The sequence below is a fragment of the Sphingomonas fucosidasi genome (genome assembly GCF_036663855.1).
In the GTDB taxonomy this organism is placed as follows: Bacteria; Pseudomonadota; Alphaproteobacteria; order Sphingomonadales; family Sphingomonadaceae; genus Sphingomonas; species Sphingomonas faeni_B.
In genome coordinates this window covers 305,872-330,821 of the sequence record NZ_JAXOJR010000001.1, presented here as the reverse complement: position 1 = coordinate 330,821, position 24,950 = coordinate 305,872, and the positions used below count along the sequence as shown (strand labels likewise).

The following is a 24,950-nucleotide window of genomic DNA, read 5'->3' as shown; positions in this document are numbered from 1 at the left end:
CCGTCCGCATTCTCTACGGCCGGCAAGCACGCGAAACGGTGGATGCCGGAACAAGCCCGGCATGACGGAGTGGCAGTAATCATCGCCGCGGCAATTCTACGGTGATCAACGTGCCCGCGCCGGGCTCGGAGACCAGCTCGATAGTCCCGCCGTGCGCTTCGACGAACTGCTTGGCCAGCGGCAACCCCAACCCCAAAGCGCGATCCCCCATGGCTTTCGATTCCCCAAACCGGTCGAACGCATGCGCGACCGCCTCGGCAGTCATCCCCGGCCCATCGTCCGACACGACGATCCGCGCCGCGGTGGCGTTGCCATCGGTATGCAACAGCACCCGCCCGCCATCCGGCGTCGCCGCGACCGCGTGGCGGAGCAGATGCTCGACGACCTCCTTCAACCGCTTCGGATTGCCGTTGACCCGCCCGGTCGACCGAGCCACCTCGACCGCGAAATCCAGTTTGCGCCGCTTGGCAGACGGCAGTATCGTCTCCGCCGCCGCGCGCACGGTGTTCGCCAGATCGACATCGGTCCGGTCCGTCTCCGCGCGGTCGCTCTCCGCGCGCGTCAGGTCGAGCACGTCGTCGACCAGCAACCCGAGCCGCTCGACGGACTCGAGGATCGCCCCGACATAGCCCTCGGCCTGCGGGGTCATCGCGCCGGCATAGCCGCCATGCAACATCTCCGCGAAGCCGCTGATCGACGTCAGCGGCGTGCGGAGTTCGTAACTCATGTTCGCGACGAACGCGGTCTTCACCTTGTCGGTCGCCTCCAGCGCATCCGCACGATCGCGCAACGCCTGTTCGGCGCGCCGGCTGTCGGTGATGTCGAGCATCGTGAACAGCGCATTGCCATCGGGGAGCGGCACGCCGGCGAACTCGAAATGCCGTCCGTCCGCGAACGCCACGCGCCCCCCGCGCTGCTGGCGTCCGACCGTCGCCGACCGGACCAGATCGGGGATCAACGCCGACCGACCGGGCGTCGCCAGCTTGGCACCAGCCGCCTCGGCAAACGAATCGACGCGCGGGTGCGAGGCGAGGAACTCTTCCTCCAGCCCCCACAGCGCGCGGAACCGGTTGTTCCAGAGCTGCAACCGCCCATCCGCCGCGAACACCCCGAGCGCCTCGAACAGATTGTCGAACGTCGCGGTCCGCACGCGCAGCAACGTATCGCGCGCACTGGCGAGTTGGACCTGCTCGGTGCGATCCTCGAAGATCAGCAACAGGCCGCCATCGGGCAAAGGCTGCGCGACGACGCGAAGATGCGTGCCGCCGCGGAGGTGCCAGTTCTCCTCCATCGCGCCGCCGCCTTGCGCGGAGCCGGTCTGCATGAACCAGTCGCGGCGCTCGGCCTTCCAGCTCGGGAAGTCGCGGACTTCGGGCAGGCGGTTCGCCTCGCGCATCCGCTCGAGCACGCGGTCGAATTCTGGCCGGTCCGCGAGCCATTCGCTGCGCATCGCGAACATCCGCCGGAACGGCTGGTTGCAGAATACGAGCGAGCGATCCCCGCCGAACTGCGCCACGCCCGCCGACAGCCGATCGAGCATCGCGCGCTGGGCTTCGGCAAAGCGCTTCGCCCCCGACCGCGCCTGTTCCAGCTCCTCGATATCGATCGCGAACCCGGCCACGCCGCCGCTCGACAGCGGCACGTCGTAGATCTGCAACGATCGCCGCGCGCCGTCGATCGTGGCGGGAAGGACCTGTTGATGCGGACGTCCCTGCTCGCGCGCGACGGCGGCCCCGGCGAGAGGTCCGCCACGGCCAGATCCCTCGACCAGTTCCAGCCCGCGCGCCACGACATCGGCCGCATCGCGCCCCTCGACCGCATCGACGTACGCGCTGTTCACCATCGCCAGGCGCAGGTCGCTAGCGCGGTACCACATCGGCATCGGCGCCGCCTCGATCAGCCCGGTCATCGATTCATACGCCTCGCCCAGCCGCGTCGTCTCCGCGCCAAGCCGGGCGATCTCCGCCTCGCTGTCGGTCGCGTCGAAGGCCCAGAGCAGAACGGCCCCGGTCGCACCCATCTCGCCGGGCGCGCGACCACCCCGGAACGTGATCGCCCGCGTCGATCCCTGCAACCGCACCGATCGCACGAACGCCCGCCCCGACCGCTGTGCCGCCGTCACATCCGCAATCAACCGCGCCGCGTCGTCCGGCGACAGCCCCGTGCCGCCGGTCGCCAACTCCGCCAGCGACCGGGGCGGTGAGTCCAGCCCAAGCCAGTCCGCCATCCGCTGCGTCATCTCGATCCGCCCGCCGGACCCGATCACCGTGACAATTGCCGGCGAGCCATCGAGGATCGTCCGCAATTGCGCGTTCGCCTCGATCGTGTCCGCCGCAGCGTTCCGTGCACGCACGCCGACATACAGCAGCACGCTCCCGACAACGACCAGTGCCAGCAAGAGGACACCGACGAGCACCGTCATCCCGAGCCCGAGCGTGATCATCGTGAAGCGGACGGGATACGAAGCAAGATCATCGTCACCCGTCTAAGCGTGACGAGGCCGATGGGGAAGACGGATGGAAAACCACCCGTCGATTGTCGTCCCAAGCAGCCCCTTCAGGCGACGGTCCAAAGTCTGCAGGCCCTGCACATAGGGCAAATAGGACCGCAAGCGTGCCGGAGTGTTGCATGGAGGAAACACCAAGCAATAATCGGTCGCGGTTCGCCGCAAGATAATGGCAGGACCGATGTCCCAGCCTTAGGCAGCGCCGCATCGGCGAACGACAGCCCCCTTGTCGTTTCGCCCGAACCATATGCCAGGACCCTTTAGAATGCAGACCTATCGCCGCCGTTTGCTGGCCACGACGTTGTTCGTGGGTGCCGTTGCCCTCGCCGCTCCTGCGGTCGCTCAGGTCGCGCCGACCGAAGCACCGGCCACCGATCCGATGGCAACGCAGCCGCCCGTCGATCAAACGACCGCGCAGTCGGCCGCTAATCAGACCGCCAATCAGACCACGACTGATGCGCCGCAAGCCGACCAGGCTCCGGGCGACATCGTCGTCACCGGATCGCGCATCGCGTCGCCATCCGCTACCGCTGCCTCGCCGCTGCAGAGCGTCGGCATCACGCAGATCCAGCAGTCGGGCGCGATCAACGTCCAGGACGTGCTGCTGCAGAACCCGGCATTCGGCACGCCCGGCGTCAGCCGCACGAATTCGAGCTTCGCAACGCAGGGCGCCGGTATCGCGACGGTCAATCTGCGCAACCTCGGCGAGGACCGCACGCTGGTACTGGTCAACGGCCGCCGCTTCGTCTCGGGCCTGCCCGGCAGCAACGCGGTCGACCTCAACGTCATCCCGACGCAGTTTCTCGAGCGGGTCGACGTCCTCACCGGCGGCGCATCGGCCGTCTATGGCTCGGACGCGGTCGCCGGCGTCGTCAACATGATCTACAAGACCAAGTTCGACGGCGTGCAGCTGGACGGCCAGGTCGGCATGTCGCAATATGGCGACGGGTTCGATCGCCAGATCAACGCACTGGTCGGCAAGAACTTCGCCGACGGTCGCGGCAACATCATGTTGTTCGGCGGTTATTCGAAGCAGGGCACCGTCCTGAAGCGCGACCGCTTTACCGAAGCCGGTTCCAGCGCGATCGATTCCACCAGTCGCGGCGCCTATGTCACCGGCAACGACGCCGACCTGTTCACCCCGGAACGCCCATATTTGTCGGGCTTCGCGCCGCAGGGCCGTTACTACGCCGGCGACAGCACGTTCACCTATGGCCAGGACGGGGCACTGCGTGACTGCGTCTCGACCAATGGCACCGACGGGTGCGTCAATGCCGATGGCACGGCGGCCGGTGCGGACGGCTTCAACCGGTCGAGCACCCGCTACCTCGCCGTTCCGGTCGAACGGTATGTCGGCGCGGGACGGGCCAATTTCGAAGTCTCGCCGGCGCTGAACCTGTTTATCGAGGGCAATTACGCGAAGACCAAGGTCAACACGGTGATCGAGCCCTTCCCGCTCGATTCGACCTTCAGCAACCCGCGCAACTCGGGTCAGATCCCGATCCAGACGGTCGTCGGCGGCATCACCTATCGTAACCCCTATGTCCCGGACGCGATCTTCAACGCGGCGACCGACACCAACGGCGACGGCCTGAAGGACATTTATTTCGACCGCCGCCTTTCCGATTTCGGCCCGCGCACCAGCAGCGTCACGCGTGACGTCTTCCGCATCGCCGGCGGCGCGAACGGCAAGTTCCTGGACGATCGCTTCAACTACGAAGTGTACGGCATCTACGGGCAGACCAAGGAAGACCAGGTCGGCAGCGGGCAGTTCAATACCGCTAACTTCTTCCAGGCGTTGAACTCCTACCGCGATCCGGCAACCGGCCAGATCGTCTGCGCCGACCCCGCCGCACGCGCCGCAGGCTGCGTACCGGCAAACATCTATGGCGCAGGCGCGCTGACGCCGGCGGCGTCGTATCTCGCCGTGCCGACCACGCTCAGCACGAAGGTGACGCAGACGGTCGCCGGCGGCAACGTATCGGGCAAGCTGTTCTCGCTGTTCGGCGCCGACCCGGTCGGGTTCAGCATCGGCACCGAATATCGCCGCGAAAGCAGCCGCAACGACTTCGATCTGCTCACGCAGCAGGGCCTGAACGGCAACAATGCGCTGCCGTCCACCGCCGGTCGCTTCCATCTCTGGGAGGGATTCGCCGAAGTCGTCGCGCCGATCATCCAGGATCGTCCGTTCTTCCAGTCGCTCAGCGTGCGCGGCGCGATCCGGGTGTCCGACTATTCGACCGTGGGCACGACCTACAGCTATAATTTCGGCGGGGAATGGGCGCCGATCGACGACATCCGCTTCCGTGTGATGCAGGCCCGCTCGGTCCGTGCACCGAACATCAACGAGCTGTTCCAGGCGCCGCAGCAGGACTTTCCGAGCGTCAACGATCCCTGCATCGGCGTGACCGCCGCGACGACCGGCACGCTCGGCACGACCTGCCGTGCGGCACCCGGCGTGCTGGCGAACATCGCGGCCAATGGCGGCACGTTCACCGCGAACCAGGCCGACGTCCAGGGGGTCACCAGCTTCGGCGGCGGCAACCCGAACCTGAATGAAGAAAAGGGCGATTCGTTCACCGCGGGCGTCGTCATCAACCCGCGTTCGATCCGGGCGCTGCGCAATCTGGTCGTCACGGTCGACTACTTCAACATCCGTATCAAGGATGCGATCGTCCAGACGCCTCTGCAGTACATCCTGAACCAGTGCTACGAGCAGGGTGCCACGGACTATTGCAGCCAGATCACACGCCGCGCAGGGCCATTGGGCCCGAACAGCGCTGGGTCGCTCGACCAGCTGACCAACAGCTTCCTCAACAGCGGCGGCGTGAAGACCCAGGGCATCGATACGGTCATCACCTATCGCCAGGACCTGACCGATATCGGCCTTGCCGGTACGCTCGGGCTGCGCGGGTCGTACACGCATCTGATCTCGGGCTACACCGTGCCGCTGCCGGACGCCGACCGCGATTATTTCGCGGGCGAAATCGGCGCATCGCGTGACCGGTTCACGACCAATGCGTCGTACGACATCGACGGCGTCGGCCTGACGATGACGGGTACGTGGATCAGCCAGGCGAGCCTGGACGATCAGCTGACGGGTGCACGCCCGGGTACCAATCCGCTCTACCGCGTGCGTCCGCAGTTCTACCTCGACTCGCAGATCCGCTTCCAGACAAGCGACGGCTTCGAATTCTACGTCGGTGGGTCCAACCTGCTGAACAACAAGCCTCCCTATCTCGCCGACATCGGCGCGTCGGGTGGCCAGGATACCGATGCAGGCACGTATGACGCGCTGGGCCGCCGCTATTATGCGGGTGTCCGGATCAACTTCTGATCCTTCCGCAAGATCGTCCTTGGAAGGGAGCCGGAAACGGCTCCCTTTTTTTGTGTGGTGGACGGCGGGCAGTAGGAACGCAGTGTAGCGACTGAGCTTCCACCGCGATGTCATCACGCCAAGTCCGGCAGCCCCCGACACATCGCATTCACGCGAAGGCGCGAAGATATCGACAAGCGGTCCGAGCTTGCCCGCTATGCAGACTGATTATGCACACTGGCAGCCTCGCTATCGCTGGGTATCCCCCGCAACTCCCCTTGCCTCTTCTACTTGGCGTCTTTTTCTACTTGGCGTCTTTGCGCCCTGGCGTGAGCAACCATCTCGTCCTTCTCAGGCTGGGTAGTCTTAACGCAAAAAGGCCGCGCCCACCTAATGGTGGACGCGGCCCTTTACGCAACGATCGTGCGAACGATCAGTAGCGGTAGTGGTCCGGCTTGAACGGGCCTTCGACCGGCACGCCGATGTAACCGGCCTGCTTGTCGGAAAGCTTCGACAGCTTCACGCCGAGCTTCTCGAGGTGGAGCATCGCGACCTTCTCGTCGAGGTGCTTCGGCAGGACGTATACTTCGTTCTTGTAGTTCTCACCCTTGGTCCAGAGCTCGATCTGCGCGAGCGTCTGGTTGGTGAAGCTGGCCGACATCACGAACGACGGGTGGCCGGTGGCGCAACCCAGGTTCACCAGGCGACCCTTCGCCAGGATGATGATCTGCTTGCCGTCCGGGAACTTCACCAGGTCGGTGCCGGGCTTCACTTCGGTCCAGTCGTAGTTCGACAGCGCGGCAATCTGGATCTCCGAGTCGAAGTGGCCGATGTTGCAGACGATCGACATCGGCTTCATCGCCTTCATGTGATCGGCGGTGATGACGTCGGCGTTGCCGGTCGCGGTGCAGAAGATGTCGGCACGCGACACGGCCTCTTCCATCGTCACGACCTCGAAGCCCTCCATCGCCGCCTGCAGTGCGCAGATCGGATCGACTTCGGTGACCATCACGCGTGCGCCGCCGTTGCGGAGCGACTGGGCCGAGCCCTTGCCGACGTCACCGAAGCCGGCGACGCAGGCGACCTTGCCGGCGAGCATGACGTCGGTCGCGCGACGGATCGCGTCGACCAGCGATTCCTTGCAGCCGTAGAGGTTGTCGAACTTCGACTTGGTGACCGAGTCGTTGACGTTGATCGCCGGGAACGGCAGCTCGCCCTTCTTGGCGATCTCGTACAGGCGGTGGACGCCCGTGGTGGTCTCTTCCGAGACGCCTTTCAGGTTCTTGACCGTCTCGGTGAGGTAACCCGGGTTCTTCGCGACGTACGCCTTCAGCGCACGCTGCATCTCGACCTCTTCCTCGTTCTCGGGCTCGGGCATCGTGTGGCCGGCTTCGAGCTTGGCGCCCCAGAGTGCGAACATCGTCGCGTCGCCGCCGTCATCGAGGATGATGTTGGCGGTCTGGCCTTCGATCTCCCGATCCCACGCGAAGATGTCGCCGACATAGTTCCAGTAATCCGCGAGGCTCTCGCCCTTGATCGCGAACACGGGGACGCCGGTCGCGGCGATCGCGGCGGCGGCATGGTCCTGCGTCGAGAAGATGTTGCACGTCGCCCAGCGGACGTCGGCGCCGAGCGCGGTCAACGTCTCGATCAGGACGGCGGTCTGGATCGTCATGTGCAGCGAACCGGTGATCCGCGCACCCTTCAGCGGCTGCGACGGACCGAACTCGGTGCGCAAGCTCATCAGGCCGGGCATCTCGGTCTCGGCGATGTTGATCTCGGCGCGGCCGAATTCAGCGAGGCTGATGTCGGCGATGACATAGTCGGGCTTGCCGGCAGTTTTCTGGGGCGCGAGCGTGGTGGCCACGAGGATATCTCCTGGAATAATCTTTGATCGGCGAGCCTCATGCCCGTGCCGGATGGCCTGCGCCTTAGAGGATCGAGGGCCTCAAATCAAATATAAAGATATCTTTATATGTTGGATCGACCTCCGCCGACCGCCGGTGCCGAGGCAAACTTTCCTCCCCCGCCAGGGGGAGGTAGCGCCGAAGGCGACGGAGGGGGAGGTCACGGAACAGGGGTTTCGCTTACCGCCCCCTCCGTCTGGCAAGAGCCAGCCACCTCCCCTTGCGGGGGAGGATTAAACTACGCCCGGCCCGTCTCCGCGACCAGCAACCGCGGGTCCACGCCGGCCTGCGCGAACGCATAGGTCCAGCGGTCGTCCGGCGCGGTGTCGAACAGGAGGTCGGTATCGCCGAGCACATTGAACCACCCCGGTCGCGACAATTCCCCCTCAAGCTGGCCGGGGTCCCAGCCGGCATAGCCCAGCGCCACGACCCACTGGGACGGCCCCTTCCCGTCCGCAATCGCGCGGAGCACATCGACCGTGCTCGACAGCTTCCATAGCCCGGCAACATCAACCGAGTCCTGCCCGCCCCAATCCGACGAATGTATCACGAAGCCGCGCCGCGGCTCGACCGGGCCGCCGAAATGGACCGGTGCGTTGGGGGCATCACCCGGTTCGATCCCGAACTGTTCGAGCAGGTCGTGGAAGCCCAACCCATCGATCGTCGCGCCGAGGCCGATGCCGATCGCGCCATTCTCGTCATGGCTGCACATCGCGATCACCGCGCGCGCGAACCGCGGGTCGCTCATGCCGGGCATCGCGAGCAGGAATTGTCCGGAGAGAAAAGCCGTCTTGTCCATGGCTTGGAACATAGCGACGCACACCGCCGCCCGCCACGCTTGAAATAGCGCGCAAGGCGTACGAGGTACGGGCCGCGTGAGATCAACGCGCGACATACAGGCTCTGCGCGAACACCGCGCGGCACAGGAGATTTTCAGATGACGATCAGCGTCGGCGACCGCCTTCCCACCACCACTCTCGTCAAGGCCACCACGGATGGCCCCGACCAGGTCGACACCGACAGCTTCTTCAAGGGCCGCAAGGTCGCGTTGTTCGCGGTCCCCGGCGCGTTTACGCCGACCTGCTCGGCCAAGCACCTCCCCGGCTTCGTCGAAAAGGAAGCCGAGCTGAAGGCCAAGGGCGTCGACGAGATCGCCTGCGTCTCGGTCAACGACGCGTTCGTGATGGGCGCCTGGGGCAAGTCGGCGGGCGCCGGCGACATCACCATGCTGGCGGACGGCAATGGCGATTTCGCCGAGGCGATCGGCCTGACGATGGACGGCTCGGGCTTCGGCATGGGCACGCGCAGCCAGCGTTACTCGATGCTGGTCAACGACGGTGTGGTCGAGCAGCTGAACGTCGAGGCGCCGGGCGAGTTCAAGGTGAGTTCGGCCGAGCATCTGCTGAGCGAGATCTAATCCTCCCCGGTACGGGGAGGGGGACCGTTCGGCACCTTTGCCGAAGGGTGGAGGGGGCTCACTGCGAGCGTTACGCTCGTGGAGCGCCCCCTCCGTCAGCCCAAGCGGGCTGCCACCTCCCCGACACGGGGAGGATTGAGGTGGTCTTGCCACCGTAACGATCGCCGCTTAACACTCGCCGATGACAATCGCATCCGACCTCGTCGCCGACCTTGACCGCCTCTACCGCGCCTCCGTCGAGCGCCTCCAAGCCGCCATGAGCGCCTATATCGCCGACGGCACGACGCCCGATCCCGCCAGCCGCACCGACGGGTCGTTCGCCTATCCCGAAATCCGACTGACCTATAAAGGCGGCGTCGATCGCCCCACGCCGCTGCGCTCGTTCGGCCGCATGGTCACGCCCGGCGAATACAAGATCAGCGTCACCAAGCCCGCGATCTTCGCCGAATATCTGATCGAACAGCTGACCCTGCTGATCGAGGACTACGACGTCACCGTCGAGGCGGTCGAGGGTCGCCAGGAAATCCCGTTCCCCTATGTGATCGAACCCGGCCACGCGCTGAGCCTAGACGAGGTCTCCGCGACCGAATTGTCGCGCCATTTCCCCGCCACCGAACTCGCGCATATCGGCGACGAGATCGCCGACGGTCTCTGGGTCGCGAACGACGACACGCGCCCGCTCGCGCTGTTCGACGGCCTGCGCACCGATTTCAGCCTCGCCCGCCTGCGCCACTATATGGGCACCCCCGCCGAGCACGCGCAGCGCTTCGTGCTGTTCACCAACTATCACCGCTACGTCGACGAATTCGTCCGCTGGGCGGGCACGCAGCTGGGGGAAGGCAGCCGTTTCACCAGCCTGTCGGGCGCGGGCGGGATCACGATCTCGTCGGGCGAAGACATCGACAAGATCATCTCCGACAGCGCCTGGCGGCGGCACCAGATGCCCGCCTATCACCTGATGGCGGACGACCGTACCGGCATCACGCTCGTCAACATCGGCGTCGGCCCGTCGAACGCGAAGACGATCTGCGACCATCTCGCGGTGCTGCGGCCCGAGGCTTGGCTGATGATCGGTCATTGCGGCGGACTGCGGCCGAGCCAGCGGATCGGCGATTATGTGCTCGCGCATGCCTATCTGCGCGACGACCATGTGCTCGACGACGTCCTGCCGCCCGAGATCCCGGTGCCGGCCATCGCCGAAGTCCAGGTCGCGATGGCCAAGGCGGCGGAGATCGTGTCGGGCCAGTCGGGTGAGGAATTGAAGCGCCGCCTCCGCACCGGCACGATCGTGACGACCGACGACCGCAACTGGGAACTCCGCTATTCGAAGTCCGCGCTGCGCTTTTCGCTGAGCCGCGCGGTCGGCATCGACATGGAGTCGGCGACTATCGCCGCACAAGGGTACCGGTTCCGCGTCCCCTACGGCACGTTGCTCTGCGTCTCGGACAAGCCGCTGCACGGCGAGCTCAAGCTGCCGGGGCAGGCCAACCGCTTCTACGAACGCGCGATCAGCGAGCATCTGCGGATCGGCATCGAGACCTGCGAACAATTGCGGCTCGAGGGCGCCAAGCTGCACAGCCGCAAGCTCCGCGCGTTCGACGAGCCGCCGTTCCGGTAACGGCGGACGGGTAAAAACCGGAGCGGATCGCCTTGGAATGCGTTACGGTTCCGGAATCATTGCTGAGGGAAGATAGCCGTGGCTGACACCGACACGCCCGATACTGAAGCGAAGAAGCCCGCCGCACGCCGGAGGGCACCGCGTAAGGCCAGTGCGCCGAAAGCGGCGCCGGCTGCGTCATCGGTAAAGCCGGTCGCAGCTAAGCCCGTACCGGTCGCGAAACCGGTTGCGGACAAGCCGGTGCCCGTTGCGCCGCCTAAACCGGTTGCGAAACCAGCGCCCAAGCCGCGCTCGACCAAGCGCAGCACCCCGCGCCCCGTGTCTGCGCGCAAGCCGGTCACGCCAGTTGCAGTCGCCACTTTGCCGGAAAAGATCCGTGGCAAATGGGGTGCTGCGGCGATCTTCAGCGGTGTCGCGGTAGCGGGTGCGGCCGTTGGGGCGCTGCTGACGCTGCGGGGGAGCACGCCCAAGGCTGCGGCACCGCTTAAGTCGAAGGGCAAGCAGGCGCATCAGGCCGACGGGGCGGATTCGTCGAAGTCGTTCGAGGCTGGCATTGCTGATCCGCGGACGGTTCCGGAGTAAGCGGCTCACGCCGAACAGCTCACCACCCCGGATAGCACGCCACCCCAGATAGCACGCCACCCCGGCGGAGGCCGGGGCCCAGTTGGGGGACGTTGCTAACCGAGCGATGCGCTTCGTTACTCTGGACGTTCCAACTGGGCCCCGGCCTTCGCCGGGGTGGTGCAATTTTGCGCGATCCCAGCATATTTCCCGTTCCCCCGCGGAGGCGGGGGCCTAGCTAAACCACGGGTGCGTTCGTAACCCTGGGCCCCCGCTTTCGCGGGGGAACTAGAAGTTAGAACGCGAACGTCAGCTGGCGATAAGCCAAAGGCCCCATCACCACCCGGTCGGCTTGCCCTTGTTCTGCACGTCCAGCCATGTCTTCAACGGCGCAAAATACTCGACGAGTGCCGCGCCCGACATCTCGCGGCTGCCGGTGAATACCTGTAGCGCGTCCGGCCAGGGCTTGGACTGCCCCATGCTCAGCATCGCGTTCAGCTTCGTGCCGACCGCCTTGTCGCCGTAGAACGAACAGCGATGCAGCGGTCCCTTCCAGCCGGACTGGTCGCACGCCGCCTTGTAGAACTGGAACTGCAACACCCGCGCCAGGAAGTAGCGCGTGTACGGTACCGCCGCCGGGATATGGTATTTGCCGCCCGCATCGAACTTGGTCTCGTCGCGCGCAACCGGGGGCTTGATGCCCTGATACTGGAGCCGCAGCTTGTCCCATGCCGCCTGATAGCCGGTCGTCGGGATCTGGCCCGAGAACACGCCCCAACGCCATTTGTCGATCAGCAGCCCGAACGGCAGGAACGCCACCTTGTCCATCGCCTGGCGCAGCAGCAGCCCGATGTCCTTGTCCGCGCTCGGCACCTTCGCCTGGTCGAGCAGGCCGATCTTCACCAGGTAATCCGGCGTGATCGACAAAGCGACGGTATCGCCAATCGCCTCGTGGAAGCCATCGTTCGCGCCGTTCTTGTAGAACATCGGCTGCGCCTTGTACGCGCGCTGATAGTAATTGTGGCCGAGCTCGTGGTGGATCGTGACGAAGTCGTCCGCGTTCACCTTCGTGCACATCTTGATCCGGATATCGTCCTGGTTGTCGAGATCCCAGGCCGACGCGTGACAGATCACGTCGCGGTCGGCGGGCTTGGTGATCTGCGACCGCTTCCAGAACGTGTCGGGCAGCGGTGCGAAGCCGAGCGACGAGTAGAACCCCTCGCCCTGCTTCACCATTTTCAGCGGGTCATAGCCCTTGGCCTTGAGCAAATCGCCGGTGTCGTAACCGACGTCACCTGCCCCCTTTGGCGCGACGATGTCGTAGATATTGCCCCACTCCTGCGCCCACATGTTGCCGAGCAGATCGCTGCGGATCGGCCCGGTCTTGGCCTGCACCGCGTCGCCGTATTTCTCGTTGAGCTTCCACCGCGTGTAGGTGTGGAGCGCCATGTAGAGCGGCTCGACCTCTTTCCAGATCTTGTCGGTGAGCGCTGCGAACTGCTCGGGCGTCATGTCGTAGCCGGAGCGCCACAGCGCGCCGACGTCCTTGTAGCCGAGCTCGCGCGCGCCTTCGTTGGAGATCGCGGTCATCTTGGCATAGTCGCCGCGCATCGGCGCACCGACCTTGTCATTCCAGCTCGTCCACATCTCCTGCAGCTTCACCGGATCGCGGCTCTCGCCCATCGCCGCCTCGATATCCGAGCCGTTGATCGGCTTGCCGTCGAGCGTGCCCATACCCTTGCCGTAGAAGGACGACATCTTGGTGGTCAGCGTCGACAGCTCCTCGGACGCGCCCGCGCGCGTCGGGGCCGGCAGCGTCAGGCCGCCGCGCAACAGATCGAGCTTGCGCTTGGTGTCGAACGAAAGCCCCGGGAGGGACGCATAGCGGGCCGCGCCGAGCGCGTACTTCACGCCGAGATCGGTCATCTCCGCGCCCGACTTCGCGGCCAGCGCATCGGTGTCGTCGGTGATGTAGGTTGCGTTGACCCAGGCGACGCGCGACGCATCGACCGACTTCGCGGCGAACACCCGCTCGGCCTCGGCGACAAAGGCATCCGCCTGCGCGACGGTCGGCTTGCCGGTGGCAGCGACTTTGGTGGCGGCCTGGGCGCCGGCAACGGACGGCACAGCGCACAGCGCGCCGGCCAGAGCAAACATCGAAACGCTGAACCGAACCATCATTATCCCCTTTATACGGGGCATTGATTGCGGATGGAGCATGGCGAGGTCAACCCACCATGCCGAGCGTGATGCTCGCCTCCCTCCGTCAGCCTGACGAAAGTCGGGACCCAGAGCCACATAGGACGACGCGGGTTACCCTGGGTCCTGACTTTCGTCAGGATGACGTCTTGAGGCGGGCAGTTTGGTTTTATCGTGCGAGGAAATCCGCGATCGCCTGGCCAAGCTCGGGCTTCACGACCGCGCTCATATGGCCGCCCGGCGTCTCGATATACTCGCCATGCGGCAGGACCGCAGCCAGATCGGGGGCCGAGCCATTATCCTGGTCCTCGCCCCCGCATACGACCAAAGTCGGCTGCTGGATCGCCTTCACCGACTCCAGCGGCGTATCGACGAAGGTCTCGAGGATGCCGAGCAGCGCGACCGGATCGCCGCCGGTGGTCTTCAGGAATGCCTCCGCGAGCCATTCGGGCGTGCCCTGCACATGCTGCCCGAGCTTGGTCAGGATGTTCCGGAAGTGCGAGGCGCGGCGCGACGTATGCGTCAGCCCCTCCAAGCCCATGCCCGAGAAGATCACACGCCGCGGCGTCGCCCCCGTCGCCAGCATCCGCGACGTGGTCCGCGCGCCGAGCGAATAGCCGCCCAGGTCGTAGTTCGTCAGCCCGAGATGGGCGACCAACGCGTGACCGTCCTGCGTCAGCGCATCGGCGGGATACGCCTCGAGCCCATGCGGCTTCCCGCTGTCGCCGTGCGCGCGCAGGTCGGGCATGATGACCCGGAAGCCCTTCGCGGCGATCTTCGCGGCATGGCCGTAGCGGATCCAGTTGGTCTTCGCGTCGGAAAAATAGCCGTGGATCAGCACGACGGCCCGGCCTTCGCCGACCTCGTGCCACGCCAGCCGCGTGCCGTCGAAGCTCTCGAAAAACTGGGTATCGCTCGGGGTGCTGGCCACGGTCTCGTCCTGTCGTGCTGGGGGTGCCGCCAATTCGGTCCCCGGGTCCGGGGTGTCAACCCGCGGGCGTGCGAACCGCAAACCGGGTGCGCGGTGCGACGCCCCAAGAAAAAGCCGCGCCGCCATCTCGTAATGGCGGCGCGGCAATGTCGTTCAGTCCGTCCCGGTCGCGCGGATCAGGCCTTTTGCAGATGCCGGCGCCCGAGCAGTTCGGCGATCTGGACCGCGTTCAGCGCCGCCCCCTTGCGGAGGTTGTCGCTGACGCACCACAGGTTCAGGCCGTTCTCGACGGTCGGATCCTCGCGCACGCGGCTGATGTACGTCGCGAAGTCGCCGACGCACTCGATCGGCGTGATGTAGCCGCCGTCCTCGCGCTTATCGACCAGCATGATGCCGGGTGCCTCGCGGAGGATGTTCTGCGCTTCCTCGGCCGAGATCTCGTTCTCGAACTCGATGTTGATCGCTTCCGAATGGCCGACGAACACCGGCACGCGGACGCAGGTCGCGGTGACCTTGATCTTCTTGTCGAGGATCTTCTTGGTTTCGACGACCATCTTCCACTCTTCCTTGGTCGAGCCGTCGTCGAGGAAGCTGTCGATGTGCGGGATCACGTTGAAGGCGATCTGCTTGGTGAACTTCTTGGGCTCGGCCGGATCGCCGACGAAGATGTTGCGGCTCTGCTCGAACAGCTCGTCCATCCCCGCCTTGCCCGCGCCCGACACCGACTGGTAGGTCGAGACGACCACGCGCAGGATTTTCGCGGCGTCATGCAGCGGCTTCAGCGCGACGACCATCTGCGCGGTCGAGCAGTTCGGGTTGGCGATGATGTTCTTCACGCGATAGCCGTCGATCGCCTCGGGGTTCACCTCGGGCACGATCAGCGGCACGTCGGGGTCCATGCGGTAGAGCGACGAATTGTCGATCACCACGCAGCCGGCGGCGGCGGCGATCGGCGCGTAGACCGCGGTGCCCTCGGAGCCGATCGCGAACAGCGCCATGTCCCAGCCGTTCCAGTCGAAATGCTCGATGTTCTGGCATTTGATCTGCTTGCCGGTGTCGCCGTAATCGACCATCAACCCCTGGCTGCGCGACGACGCGACGCAGGCGATCTCGTCCGCCGGAAACTCGCGCTCCGCCAGGATATTGAGCATCTCGCGCCCGACATTGCCGGTCGCCCCTGCGACCACCACCCGATAACCCATGTCTTAACTCCGATTGGACTTGGCCGCGCACTAACGTCGTTGCGCGGGCAGGTCCAACGGCTTTCGACTTGTTGCGCGGATAGAGGGGGTTTGGGGTGCCGTGATTATACGCCACCTTACTGTCCGCCCCCATGTTCCCCCGCGAAGGCGGGGGCCCAGTCTGGCCCCCCGCCTTCGCGGGGGAACAATCTTTTCGCACCACCGCCCCAAATAGTAGCTTCACCAATAATAGCACCACCCCGGCGGAGGCCGGGGTGGTGCCGTAGTGGTCGGACCACCTGCTACTACATCGTCAGCAGATTCTCGGTAGAATTGGTGTGCGGTTTGGGAGGTTAGCGGACGATCCTCTTTCTACTCTCGCGGTATTCCCGAAATGCGGCCCACACGAGCAAGACAGCAAGGATAAAGATGGCTCTCGTCGGAAGGTGACTGATGGCGGACTGTAAGTCGCTGTCAATCCAGTCGAATGCGAACTGTCCAATCAATATCGGCAAGCCGACCATGACGATGAGTTTTAGGATACGGCGCGGCATCTGCCCATCGTATCTAAGACCCGGATGTCTGCAAGTGGACGTTTTCAGCCGTAGTTCGAGAGCACGTGGCGAGACGGTCGGGTACCGACCGTCTCGCCGAACCGCACCGGCGTTTACTTCGCCGAAACTGGCGCCGCAGCAGGCGTAACCTCGGGTACCGGCTTGTCCTTCACCGTCCGGTCGAGGAAGTTCAGGATCGTCCCCCAGACATGCTCGCTAATCCCCGGCCCCGATACGCGGTGCGTGTAGCCGGGGTAGAACATCATCTCGAACGGCGTCGCGGTTTCCTGCATCCGCGCGGCAACCTTGGTCGAATTGTCGAGGAACACGTTGTCGTCCGCCATCCCGTGAATCAGCAGCAACGGATCGACTATCCTGTTCGCCTCCTCGACCGCGGCCGAGGTCGAATAGCTCGCCGGGTCCTTCGCCGGATCGCCGAGATACCGCTCGGTGTAATGCGTGTCGTACAACTGCCAGTCGGTGACCGGCGCGCCCGACACTGCGGCCGCATACACGCCCGGCGTCTTCTCCAGCATCTTCAGCGACATATAGCCGCCGTAAGACCAGCCATAGGTCGCGATCTTGGTCGGCTCGACGAACGGCAGCGACTTCAGATAGTTCGCCCCCGACAGCTGATCCTCGACTTCGACCGTGCCCATCGCGTGATAGATCTGGTCCTCGAACGCCTTGCCGCGGTTGTACGAGCCGCGATTGTCGATCTTGAAATAGATCCAGCCGCGATCGACGAGGTATTGCGGTAATCCGCCCTGCCACCCGCGCGTGACCTGCTGACCGGTGCCGGGTCCGCCGTAATGTTCGAAGAACACCGGGTATTTCTTGCCCGGCTCCAGCGGCGGCGTGATCATCTCGTAATAGAGGGTCATGCCGTTCTTCGCCTTCAGAGTCCCGAACTTCGTTTCCTGATGGCTCGATAGATACGGGTAATAGGGGTGCCCCTCGACCACCGCATTCTCGTTGATCCACGAGATCCGCTTCCCGGTCGCGTCCGCCAGATAGACCTGGGTCGGCTGCTTGGGGTTCGAGCGCGAGATGATGAAACGGCTCGCGGCGGCGTCCATCGTCGCGCTGTTCCACCAGCCCGTTTCGGTCAGCTTGGTGATCGCGTTCGGCTTCGCGACGTCGACCGAATAGAGTTGCTGCTCGAGCACGTCGTCCTTGTTGCCGAGGAAGAACAGGCGCCCCTTGGCTTCATCGACCCCGACCAGATCGGTGACGACCCAGTCGCCCTTGGTCAGTTGCGTCCACTTGCCCGATGCGAACCGGTAGAGATGCCCATACCCGCTCCGCTCCGACCGCCAGATCAGGCTCCCGTCCTTGAGCACATGATACGCATCCGACAGGTTGAGCCAGCTCTTCACGCCCGACTTCTCGGTGAACAGCACCGTAGACTTGCCTGTCGCCGGATCGACGCGGAGCATCTCCAGCAGCTTCTGGTCGCGGCTCTGGCGCTGGACCAGCAGCATCCGGCCGTCCGGCGTCCAGTCCACGCGCGCAAGATAGATGTCGGGGTTGGTGCCGAGATCGACCTTCACCTGCCCCGAGCCGTCGGGCTTCATGATATACAGGTCGACCAGCACGTTGGGCGTGCCGGCGGCGGGATAACGCTGCTCGTAGACCTTGGTCCCGGTCGCGCCGATCGACGCCCGCGTGGCGGTGTGGACCGGCGCTTCGTCGAACCGCTCGACCGCGACATATTGCTCGTCGGGCGACCACCAATAGCCGGTGCGGCGATCCATTTCCTCCTGCGCGACGAACTCCGCCTCGCCGAAATGCACCGTGCCGCCGCCGCCCGTGGTAACGGCCCGCGCGGCGCCACCGCTCAGCGGTTGGACGAAGACATTCTGGTCGCGGACGAACGAAACGAAGCCGCCCTTGGGGCTGACCACCGGGTTCAGTTCGCCGCCGGGCGTATTGGTCAGCCGCGTCACCTTGCCGTCAAGCCCGGCGAGATACAGGTCACCGTCGAGCGGCACGAGGATCGACTTGCCGTCGGGCGCCCAGTCATACGCGACGATGCCCTTCTGTCCGCCGATCCGCGCGCGCTCGCGCTGCATCTTCTCGGCCTCGGTGAGTTCGGCGCCGCTGCCGACCTTCTTCGAATCGACCAGCATCCGCGCTTGGCCCGTCGCGGTGTCGACCGCCCAGAGATCGAAGCGCTCCTTCTCGTCGTCGCGATTGCGCAGCGAGGTCAGCAACGTGCCGTCCGGTGACAGCCGCACCGCGCGGGGTTGCGATCCCGACAGGTCCGGATTGCCGAACACGCGCGCCATCGTCAGGTCGCCGGGCTTCGCCGCCTCGACCGGCCGCGCCGGCTCAGGCGCGGAGGTTGTTGCCGCAGGACCGGCGGCGGGCGTCACCTGATCAGCAGCCATCGCGGCGGTTCCGACCGAAGCAAGCGCAAGCCCGAGCAACCATGTTCGCATCCTGTAGACTCCGTGGGATCACCCCGCCGGATACCGCCCGGCGGCCCGAAGATGTTCGGTGGCGCGTTATCGCGACGCCATGGGGCGACGTAAAGGGCGCATCGCAGCGCCGATCCAAACCGTGCCGATCACCGGCCGACGGGCGAGGAACAATTACCGTGACGTATACCGCGTCTTTACGCGCTTCGTTTAAACGGACCGACGAGAACCTTGCCGGGAACCTCCGTTCCACGGCGCAGCACGACCGGAGTATGATGGTTTCGACCACGGTACCGCAGGGCATTGAGCCCGCTGGCGAGCGCAGCGCCTGGCAGGCGCTTGTCCAGTTGGCCGAGGCCGACGGCAGCGTCGCGCATCCGCATTATCTCAGCTTGATCGCCGGTGGCCCGGCACCACGCAACCTGTCCGACGCGGTCCATGCGCTATGTTCGGTGCACGGCGACCATCCCGGCGTGATCGCCGACGTCCTGGCGCACGCGGTCCAGCCCGAGGCGCGGGACTGGCTGACCGCCGCCGCCGCCGGGTTCGTCGACGAGCGCACCTATCTCGCGCTGCTCACCGCCGCGGTCGGCCCGCTGCCCTCGACGCCCGGCCAGGCGGAGACCGAATCGGCGCTGGTCGGCGAGCGGCACGCGCTCGAAATGCTCGCCCGGTCCGAACGGCGCGGCTGCGCGACCGGCGCGGTTGCCGCGCTGTTGCTCGACTGGAATGCGATCCGCCGGACGCTTGATGTCGCTGCGGAGCGGTTCGGCCTCGCCGTACCCGCACCGACCTTCCCCTCGGACGCCGACACGCAGGCGATGATCGCGGCGCTCGGCACTTCGCCCGGCATCCAGCGCGCGATCCTGTTCGGTGCGCAGCAATTGTTCGCGCAGCACCGCGGCCTGTGGTCGCTGCTCGAAGCCCGTGCGAGCGCCCGCGGCGATCTGTAACCGGCTTGCACGGGGCTGCGGAAACCCTCTATCCATACCCGGTATTCAGAACCGGACGGGACATCGCATGAAGCGCTTCGAAGGCACCCAGAGCTACGTCGCGACCGACGATTTGAAAGTCGCGGTCAACGCCGCCGTAACGCTGCGCCGCCCGCTGCTGATCAAGGGCGAACCCGGCACCGGCAAGACCGTACTCGCCTACGAGATCGCCAAGGCGCTCGGCGCGCCGCTGATCGAGTGGAACATCAAGTCGACCACCAAGGCGCAGCAGGGCCTGTACGAATATGACGCGGTCGCCCGCCTGCGCGACGGCCAGCTCGGCGACGCGCGCGTCCACGACATCGGCAATTACATCCGCAAGGGCAAATTATGGGAGGCGTTCACGCAACCCGCGCCGCCCGTCCTGCTGATCGACGAGATCGACAAGGCCGATATCGAGTTCCCCAACGACCTGTTGCAGGAACTCGATCGGATGGAATTCCACGTCTACGAGACCAAGGAAACGGTGCGCGCGGTCGAGCGCCCGATCGTCATCATCACCAGCAACAACGAGAAGGAACTGCCCGACGCGTTCCTGCGCCGGTGCTTCTTCCACTATATCAAGTTTCCCGATCGCCAGACCATGCAGGCGATTGTCGACGTGCACTTTCCCGGTATCCAGAAGATCCTCGTCGGCAAGGCGATGGACTTGTTCTACGACGTCCGCGACGTGCCCAGCCTGAAAAAGAAGCCGTCGACCAGCGAGTTGCTCGACTGGCTCAAGCTCCTCCTGCACGAGGACATGCCGCTCGACATCCTCCAGAACCGCGACCCGACCAAGGCGATCCCGCCGCTCCACGGTGCGCTGCTCAAGAACGAGCAGGACGTGATGCTGTTCGAGCGCCTCGCGTTCATGGCGAAGCGGCAGAAGAACCAGGGGTAAGGGCGGCCTTAACCCCGATACTGCATAGGCTATGAGGTAGTTTCAATCCTCCCCCGCAAGGGGGAGGTGGCGCCGTAGGCGACGGAGGGGGAGGACACGGAACCGATGTTACCCCTTGCCGCCCCCTCCGTCAGGCTACGCCTGCCACCTGCCCCTGGCGGGGGAGGATCGATAGATCCCGACGCCCGTGCACCCAGAACTTTCCGTATCGCACTCCTGCTCGCCGGCATAACCCTCCTCGGCCTGATCCTCCGCCTATGGAGCGCCCGCGGCGGCCTGTGGGTCGACGAGGCCTGGTCCGCGGTCATGGTCGAGCGCGCGCAGACCCCGCTCGGCATCTTCACGGCGATCAACCACGACAACAACCATCACCTGAACAGCCTTTGGATGCGGCTGGTCGGCTATGGCGCGCCACCGCTCGCGTTGCGCGCGCTGTCGATCGCCACCGGCACCGCGACGATCCTGGTCGCCGCCGCGATCGGCGCACAGCGCAGTGCCCGCCACGCGCTCGTCGCGGCCGCACTCGTCGCGGTGTCACCGATCATGGTCGATTACGGCTCCGAAGCGCGCGGCTACATGCCGATGCTGCTCGCACTCATGACGATGGTCTGGCTCGTCCTGCGCTGGCTGGACGCGGGAGCCGACCAGGGCCCGCCGCGGTGGCGACTGGCCCTTCTCGCCACGCTCGGACTGGTGTCGCAGCTGACGATGCTCTTCGGGATCTGCGCGATCGTCTTGTGGGTCGCAGTCGCGCTCCGCGTCCGACATGGCGGGGACCGCGCGACACGTTTGACGATCCGCCTGTTGCTGCCGACGATCGTCGCGACCGCAGCGGTGTTCGCATTCGTACTGGCCGCAGCGTCGGCGAGCGCGACCGGGATGCAGGTCGGCGATTACGTCGCGTTTTCACCCCTCGCGATGGGCCGAGCGCTCGTCGTCATGGTCGCGGCCAGCATTGGCGGGCTCGCCGCACCGACCTGGATCGCGGGCGTCGCGACGATCGCCGTCGCGTTCGCTCTCGTGCTTGTCATCCGGAGGCGCGACCCGACCGCGATCTTCTACCTCGCCGCGATCGTCGGCCTTCCTCTCGGGCTCGCCGTCCTCCGCATCGGCAATACCGGCATGCCCCGCTATTTTCTCCTCTCATCGCTGGCCCTGCTCCTGCTGCTCGCCGGACTACTCGCCGACGGTCTCGGCAAACGGGGCGGACTCCGGCTCATCAGCGCAATCCTCCTTACCGCGATCATAGTCGCAAGCATCCGCGACGATCTCGTCCAGGCTGCACGTCGCCGCGGCGACACCGGCGCGGCGATCGCGACGATGGCGGCGATAAGCCCGGCCGGGGCCAGTGTGCTCGTCGACCATCTCCGCCCGATCGCGACCTTGCGCGTGGCGGCGGCAGAACGCGGTTATCCGCTCAGGATCACACGGGATTGCCCTGCCCCCGCGTTCCTCCACGTCGATCTGGACGATGATGCACAGGCATCTCCGGCGTTGGTCCGATGCGGCATGCGCTACCGCCTGGCGGTCGTTCGGCGGCGCGCCATCCTCTCGGGGGTCGACTGGGCACTCTACGCACGCGCCGACTTGCCCGAAAAACGCGGCGGAACCGCGCGTTAACCATAGGCTGCAACTAGCCGGTCATCTGCGGCTTGATACCAACGGTGCATGAAGCGAATCCCCCGAACGCTCCTCGGCCTTGCCATCGCCGCCACCGCTGCGGCCGGCGCCAATGCCAGTTCGTTGCTCAATTATGTCGGCGAGTGCGTGCCGTTCGCACGCGCTGCGTCGGGCATCCAGATCTACGGCAACGCCTGGACATGGTGGGAGCAGGCCGACGGTAAGTACGAACGCACGCACAAGCCCAAGGAAGGCGCGGTCATCGTCTTCGCCAAGACCGCGCGGCTGCCGATGGGCCATGTCGCGGTCGTCAGCCGGGTGGTCGAGAAGCGCGTCGTGATGCTGACGCATGCCAACTGGTCGCGGCAGAATGGCGAGCGCGGGCATGCCGAACAGGACGTCACGCTGTTCGACGTCTCGCCACGCAACGACTGGAGCGACGTGAAGGTCTGGTACAAGGATGTCGACGGCCTCGGCGGCGGAGTCTACCCGGTCTACGGCTTCATCTACGGCAAGGCGCATGCCGCGCCCGAACTGACCAGTCGCAACCCCGATTATGTCGGCGCGCTGATCGATGCGTATGTTCCGGTGAGCGGCAAACCGATCGCGCGGTAACGCTCCGCCCGTCATCCTTGCCGCCACCGTCATGCTGACCACCGCCGTCATCCTGACGAAAGTCAGGACCCAGGGTTCCGAGCGCCATCCTTTACAACCCTGGGTCCTGACTTTCGTCAGGATGACGCAGGGTAGAGGATTGCCGCCACCCTCGAAACCGTGCCACCACCGTCCCGCAAAAGACGGCGAGGATGACGATGCGGTTCAAGGCTTTCACGACGGTCACGCTGGCCTTGCTCGCAACGTCCGCCCCCGCGATCGTCGGCGCGCAAAAAGAAAAGGCCCCGCCGCCCGGCGGTGACATTCCCGCCAGGTTCGTCCCCGCCAACGCCAGCTTCGACTTCGACCGTCGCGAGGTCGATATCCCGATGCGCGACGGCGTCACGCTCCACGCGGTCATCGTCCAGCGCAAGGGCCTCACCGACGCGCCCATCCTGCTCCAGCGCACGCCCTACAATGCCGAGGGCGTCGCAAGCCGATCCTCCAGTTCCAGCGGCGCGATGAACTTGCGTGCGTCGGATGCGATGTTCTTCGACGCGGGGTACATCCGCGTGTTCGAGGATGTCCGCGGCAAGAACGGCTCGAACGGCGCCTATATCAACGAACGCCCGCTGATCGGACCGCTTAACACAACCAAGGTCGATCACTCCACCGACGCCTCCGACACGATCGACTGGCTGGTGAAGAACCTGAAGAACAGCAATGGCCGTGTCGGCATCATCGGCGGCAGCTACGACGGCATGATGGCCGCGATGGCGCTGGTAAACCCGCACCCTGCGCTGAAAGCCGCGGTGCCGATGAACCCGGTGATCAACACCTGGAAGGGCGACGACGATTTCCACGGTGGCGCCTTCCGCCAGATCGGCTACGATTATTACTACAGCCAGGACGCGGCCAAAGGCGAGGCCGGCGACCTGTGGCGCGACGCCTACGACGACTACGACACGTTCCTCCGCGCCGGATCCGCCAGCGCGTTCGTGAAAAGCCGCGGGCTGGAGCAGTTGCCCTTCGTCAACCGACTCCACGATCACCCGAGCTACGACGTGTTCTGGCAGGGCCAGGCGCTCGAGACGATCCTGCCCAAGCAACCGCAGACCGTGCAGACGCTCTGGGTCGCCAGCCAATGGGACCAGGAGGACATCTACGGCGCAGTCGCGGCCTACGAGGCGGTGTCGAAGGTCGACCCCAACCACGTCAATCACCTAGCGCTCGGCCCTTGGGCACATGGCGGCGCGAACGGCGACGGCTCGACCTTGGGCGCGATCCGCTTCGATGCCGACACCGCGCTCTGGTTCCGCAAGAATGTCCTGCTGCCGTTCCTTGACGGCGCGCTGAAGACCGGCGCGACACCGCCCGCGCTCGCCCCCGTCACCGCGTTCCAGACCGGCGCTAACCAGTGGCAGACGCTCGCCGGCTGGCCGAATTCGACCGCCACGCAGAAACTCTACTTCCAGCCCGCCAGCGGCCTCGCGCCGACCGCCCCCGCACGGGACGGCCACGATGACTATGTCTCCGATCCCGCCAAGCCGATCCCCTACCGCCTCCGCCCGATCCGCCCGACCTACGCGAGCGGCTCGACCTGGCGGCAATGGCTCGTCGACGACCAGCGCCCCTTCTCCGATCGCACCGATGTTCTAGTCTACCAGACGCCGCCGCTGACCAGCCCGGTCGCGATCGCCGGCGCGCCCGTCGCCGACCTGATCGCCAGCACCACCGGCACGGACGGCGATTTCGTCGTGAAGCTGATCGACGTCTACCCCGCCGAATATTCCGACAAGCCGGACATGGGCGGCTATCAACTCGCCGTCTCTATGGACATCCTGCGCGGCCGCTACCGTGACAGCTTCGAGAAACCGACCCCGATCGTCGCGGGCCAGCCGACGCATTTCCGCGTGGTCCTGCCCAACGCCAACCATGTCTTCCTCCCCGGCCACCGGATCATGGTCCAGGTCCAGTCGAGCTGGTTCCCGCTCTACGACCGCAACCCGCAGACCTACGTTCCCAACATCTTCGACGCGAAGCCGGCCGACTACAGCAAGGCCACGATCAGCGTCTTCCACTCGGCCGCGCAGCCCAGCGCGATCGAACTGCCGATCGCGCGTTGAAACCTATGCCACGCGCCACAACCACTCCCTCACCCCGGACTTGTTCCGGGGTCCACCGTCCCGCAAACTCACGCCTTTCGGGTGTGCGGGACCGTGGATGCCGGAACGAGCCCGGCATGACG

At 65.5% G+C, this 24,950-nt stretch carries 16 protein-coding genes; 9 read left to right on the top strand and 7 right to left on the bottom strand.

Going from position 1 to position 24,950, the window contains the following annotated elements:
- Positions 1–79 precede the first annotated feature (79 nt).
- Positions 80–2,443 carry a sensor histidine kinase gene (locus tag U1737_RS01570; RefSeq protein ID WP_332795333.1) on the bottom strand — a complete coding sequence of 788 codons (2,364 nt, stop codon included), beginning with the start codon at positions 2,441–2,443 and terminating at the stop codon, positions 80–82.
- A 328-nt stretch (positions 2,444–2,771) separates the two neighbouring features.
- Between U1737_RS01570 and U1737_RS01565 the strand changes: the two genes are divergently transcribed.
- Positions 2,772–5,843, top strand: coding sequence for a TonB-dependent receptor plug domain-containing protein (locus U1737_RS01565; RefSeq protein ID WP_332795332.1), 3,072 nt, complete (start codon positions 2,772–2,774; stop codon positions 5,841–5,843).
- Positions 5,844–6,255: 412 nt separating this feature from the next.
- Here the strand turns inward: U1737_RS01565 and ahcY are convergent, their stop codons facing one another.
- Both ahcY and U1737_RS01555 read right to left on the bottom strand, forming a co-directional pair.
- Positions 6,256–7,689, bottom strand: coding sequence for an adenosylhomocysteinase (gene ahcY / locus U1737_RS01560; RefSeq protein ID WP_332795331.1), 1,434 nt, complete (start codon positions 7,687–7,689; stop codon positions 6,256–6,258).
- Positions 7,690–7,967: 278 nt separating this feature from the next.
- Positions 7,968–8,528 carry a YqgE/AlgH family protein gene (locus tag U1737_RS01555; protein ID WP_332795627.1) on the bottom strand — a complete coding sequence of 187 codons (561 nt, stop codon included), beginning with the start codon at positions 8,526–8,528 and terminating at the stop codon, positions 7,968–7,970.
- Positions 8,529–8,666: 138 nt separating this feature from the next.
- Between U1737_RS01555 and U1737_RS01550 the strand changes: the two genes are divergently transcribed.
- From U1737_RS01550 to U1737_RS01540, 3 genes are all read left to right on the top strand, one after another.
- Positions 8,667–9,146, top strand: coding sequence for a peroxiredoxin (locus U1737_RS01550; protein WP_332795330.1), 480 nt, complete (start codon positions 8,667–8,669; stop codon positions 9,144–9,146).
- A gap of 181 nt (positions 9,147–9,327) precedes the next feature.
- The gene (locus tag U1737_RS01545) at positions 9,328–10,764 is read left to right on the top strand and encodes an AMP nucleosidase (protein WP_332795329.1); all 1,437 of its coding nucleotides are present in this window, start codon (positions 9,328–9,330) and stop codon (positions 10,762–10,764) included.
- A gap of 78 nt (positions 10,765–10,842) precedes the next feature.
- Positions 10,843–11,346, top strand: coding sequence for a hypothetical protein (locus tag U1737_RS01540; protein WP_332795328.1), 504 nt, complete (start codon positions 10,843–10,845; stop codon positions 11,344–11,346).
- 315 nt (positions 11,347–11,661) lie between these two features.
- Here the strand turns inward: U1737_RS01540 and U1737_RS01535 are convergent, their stop codons facing one another.
- From U1737_RS01535 to U1737_RS01520, 4 genes are all read right to left on the bottom strand, one after another.
- Positions 11,662–13,503, bottom strand: coding sequence for a M2 family metallopeptidase (locus U1737_RS01535; protein WP_332795327.1), 1,842 nt, complete (start codon positions 13,501–13,503; stop codon positions 11,662–11,664).
- A gap of 190 nt (positions 13,504–13,693) precedes the next feature.
- Positions 13,694–14,455 (bottom strand): alpha/beta fold hydrolase, encoded by a 762-nt coding sequence (locus U1737_RS01530; protein ID WP_332795326.1) that lies wholly within the window; start codon positions 14,453–14,455, stop codon positions 13,694–13,696.
- 176 nt (positions 14,456–14,631) lie between these two features.
- A complete protein-coding gene (locus U1737_RS01525; RefSeq protein ID WP_248520938.1) occupies positions 14,632–15,657 on the bottom strand; it encodes an aspartate-semialdehyde dehydrogenase in 1,026 nt (341 codons plus the stop codon).
- A 646-nt stretch (positions 15,658–16,303) separates the two neighbouring features.
- Positions 16,304–18,634 (bottom strand): S9 family peptidase, encoded by a 2,331-nt coding sequence (locus U1737_RS01520; protein WP_332795325.1) that lies wholly within the window; start codon positions 18,632–18,634, stop codon positions 16,304–16,306.
- A gap of 251 nt (positions 18,635–18,885) precedes the next feature.
- Here U1737_RS01520 and U1737_RS01515 point away from each other — a divergent pair, with 251 nt between their 5' ends.
- The 5 genes from U1737_RS01515 (at position 18,886) to U1737_RS01495 (ending at position 24,828) form a co-directional block, all read left to right on the top strand.
- Positions 18,886–19,566, top strand: a complete 681-nt coding sequence (locus U1737_RS01515; protein ID WP_332795324.1) for a DUF6975 family protein — start codon at positions 18,886–18,888, stop codon at positions 19,564–19,566.
- A 67-nt stretch (positions 19,567–19,633) separates the two neighbouring features.
- Positions 19,634–20,488 carry an AAA family ATPase gene (locus U1737_RS01510; protein ID WP_332795323.1) on the top strand — a complete coding sequence of 285 codons (855 nt, stop codon included), beginning with the start codon at positions 19,634–19,636 and terminating at the stop codon, positions 20,486–20,488.
- Between the two features lie 105 nt (positions 20,489–20,593).
- Complete coding sequence (locus U1737_RS01505; RefSeq protein ID WP_332795322.1) at positions 20,594–22,108, top strand: glycosyltransferase family protein; 1,515 nt, start codon at positions 20,594–20,596, stop codon at positions 22,106–22,108.
- A gap of 48 nt (positions 22,109–22,156) precedes the next feature.
- Positions 22,157–22,723 (top strand): CHAP domain-containing protein, encoded by a 567-nt coding sequence (locus U1737_RS01500; RefSeq protein WP_332795321.1) that lies wholly within the window; start codon positions 22,157–22,159, stop codon positions 22,721–22,723.
- Between the two features lie 191 nt (positions 22,724–22,914).
- Positions 22,915–24,828: a CocE/NonD family hydrolase gene (locus U1737_RS01495; protein WP_332795320.1), complete on the top strand. Its 1,914-nt coding sequence runs from the start codon at positions 22,915–22,917 to the stop codon at positions 24,826–24,828.
- The last annotated feature ends 122 nt before the right edge of the window (positions 24,829–24,950 follow it).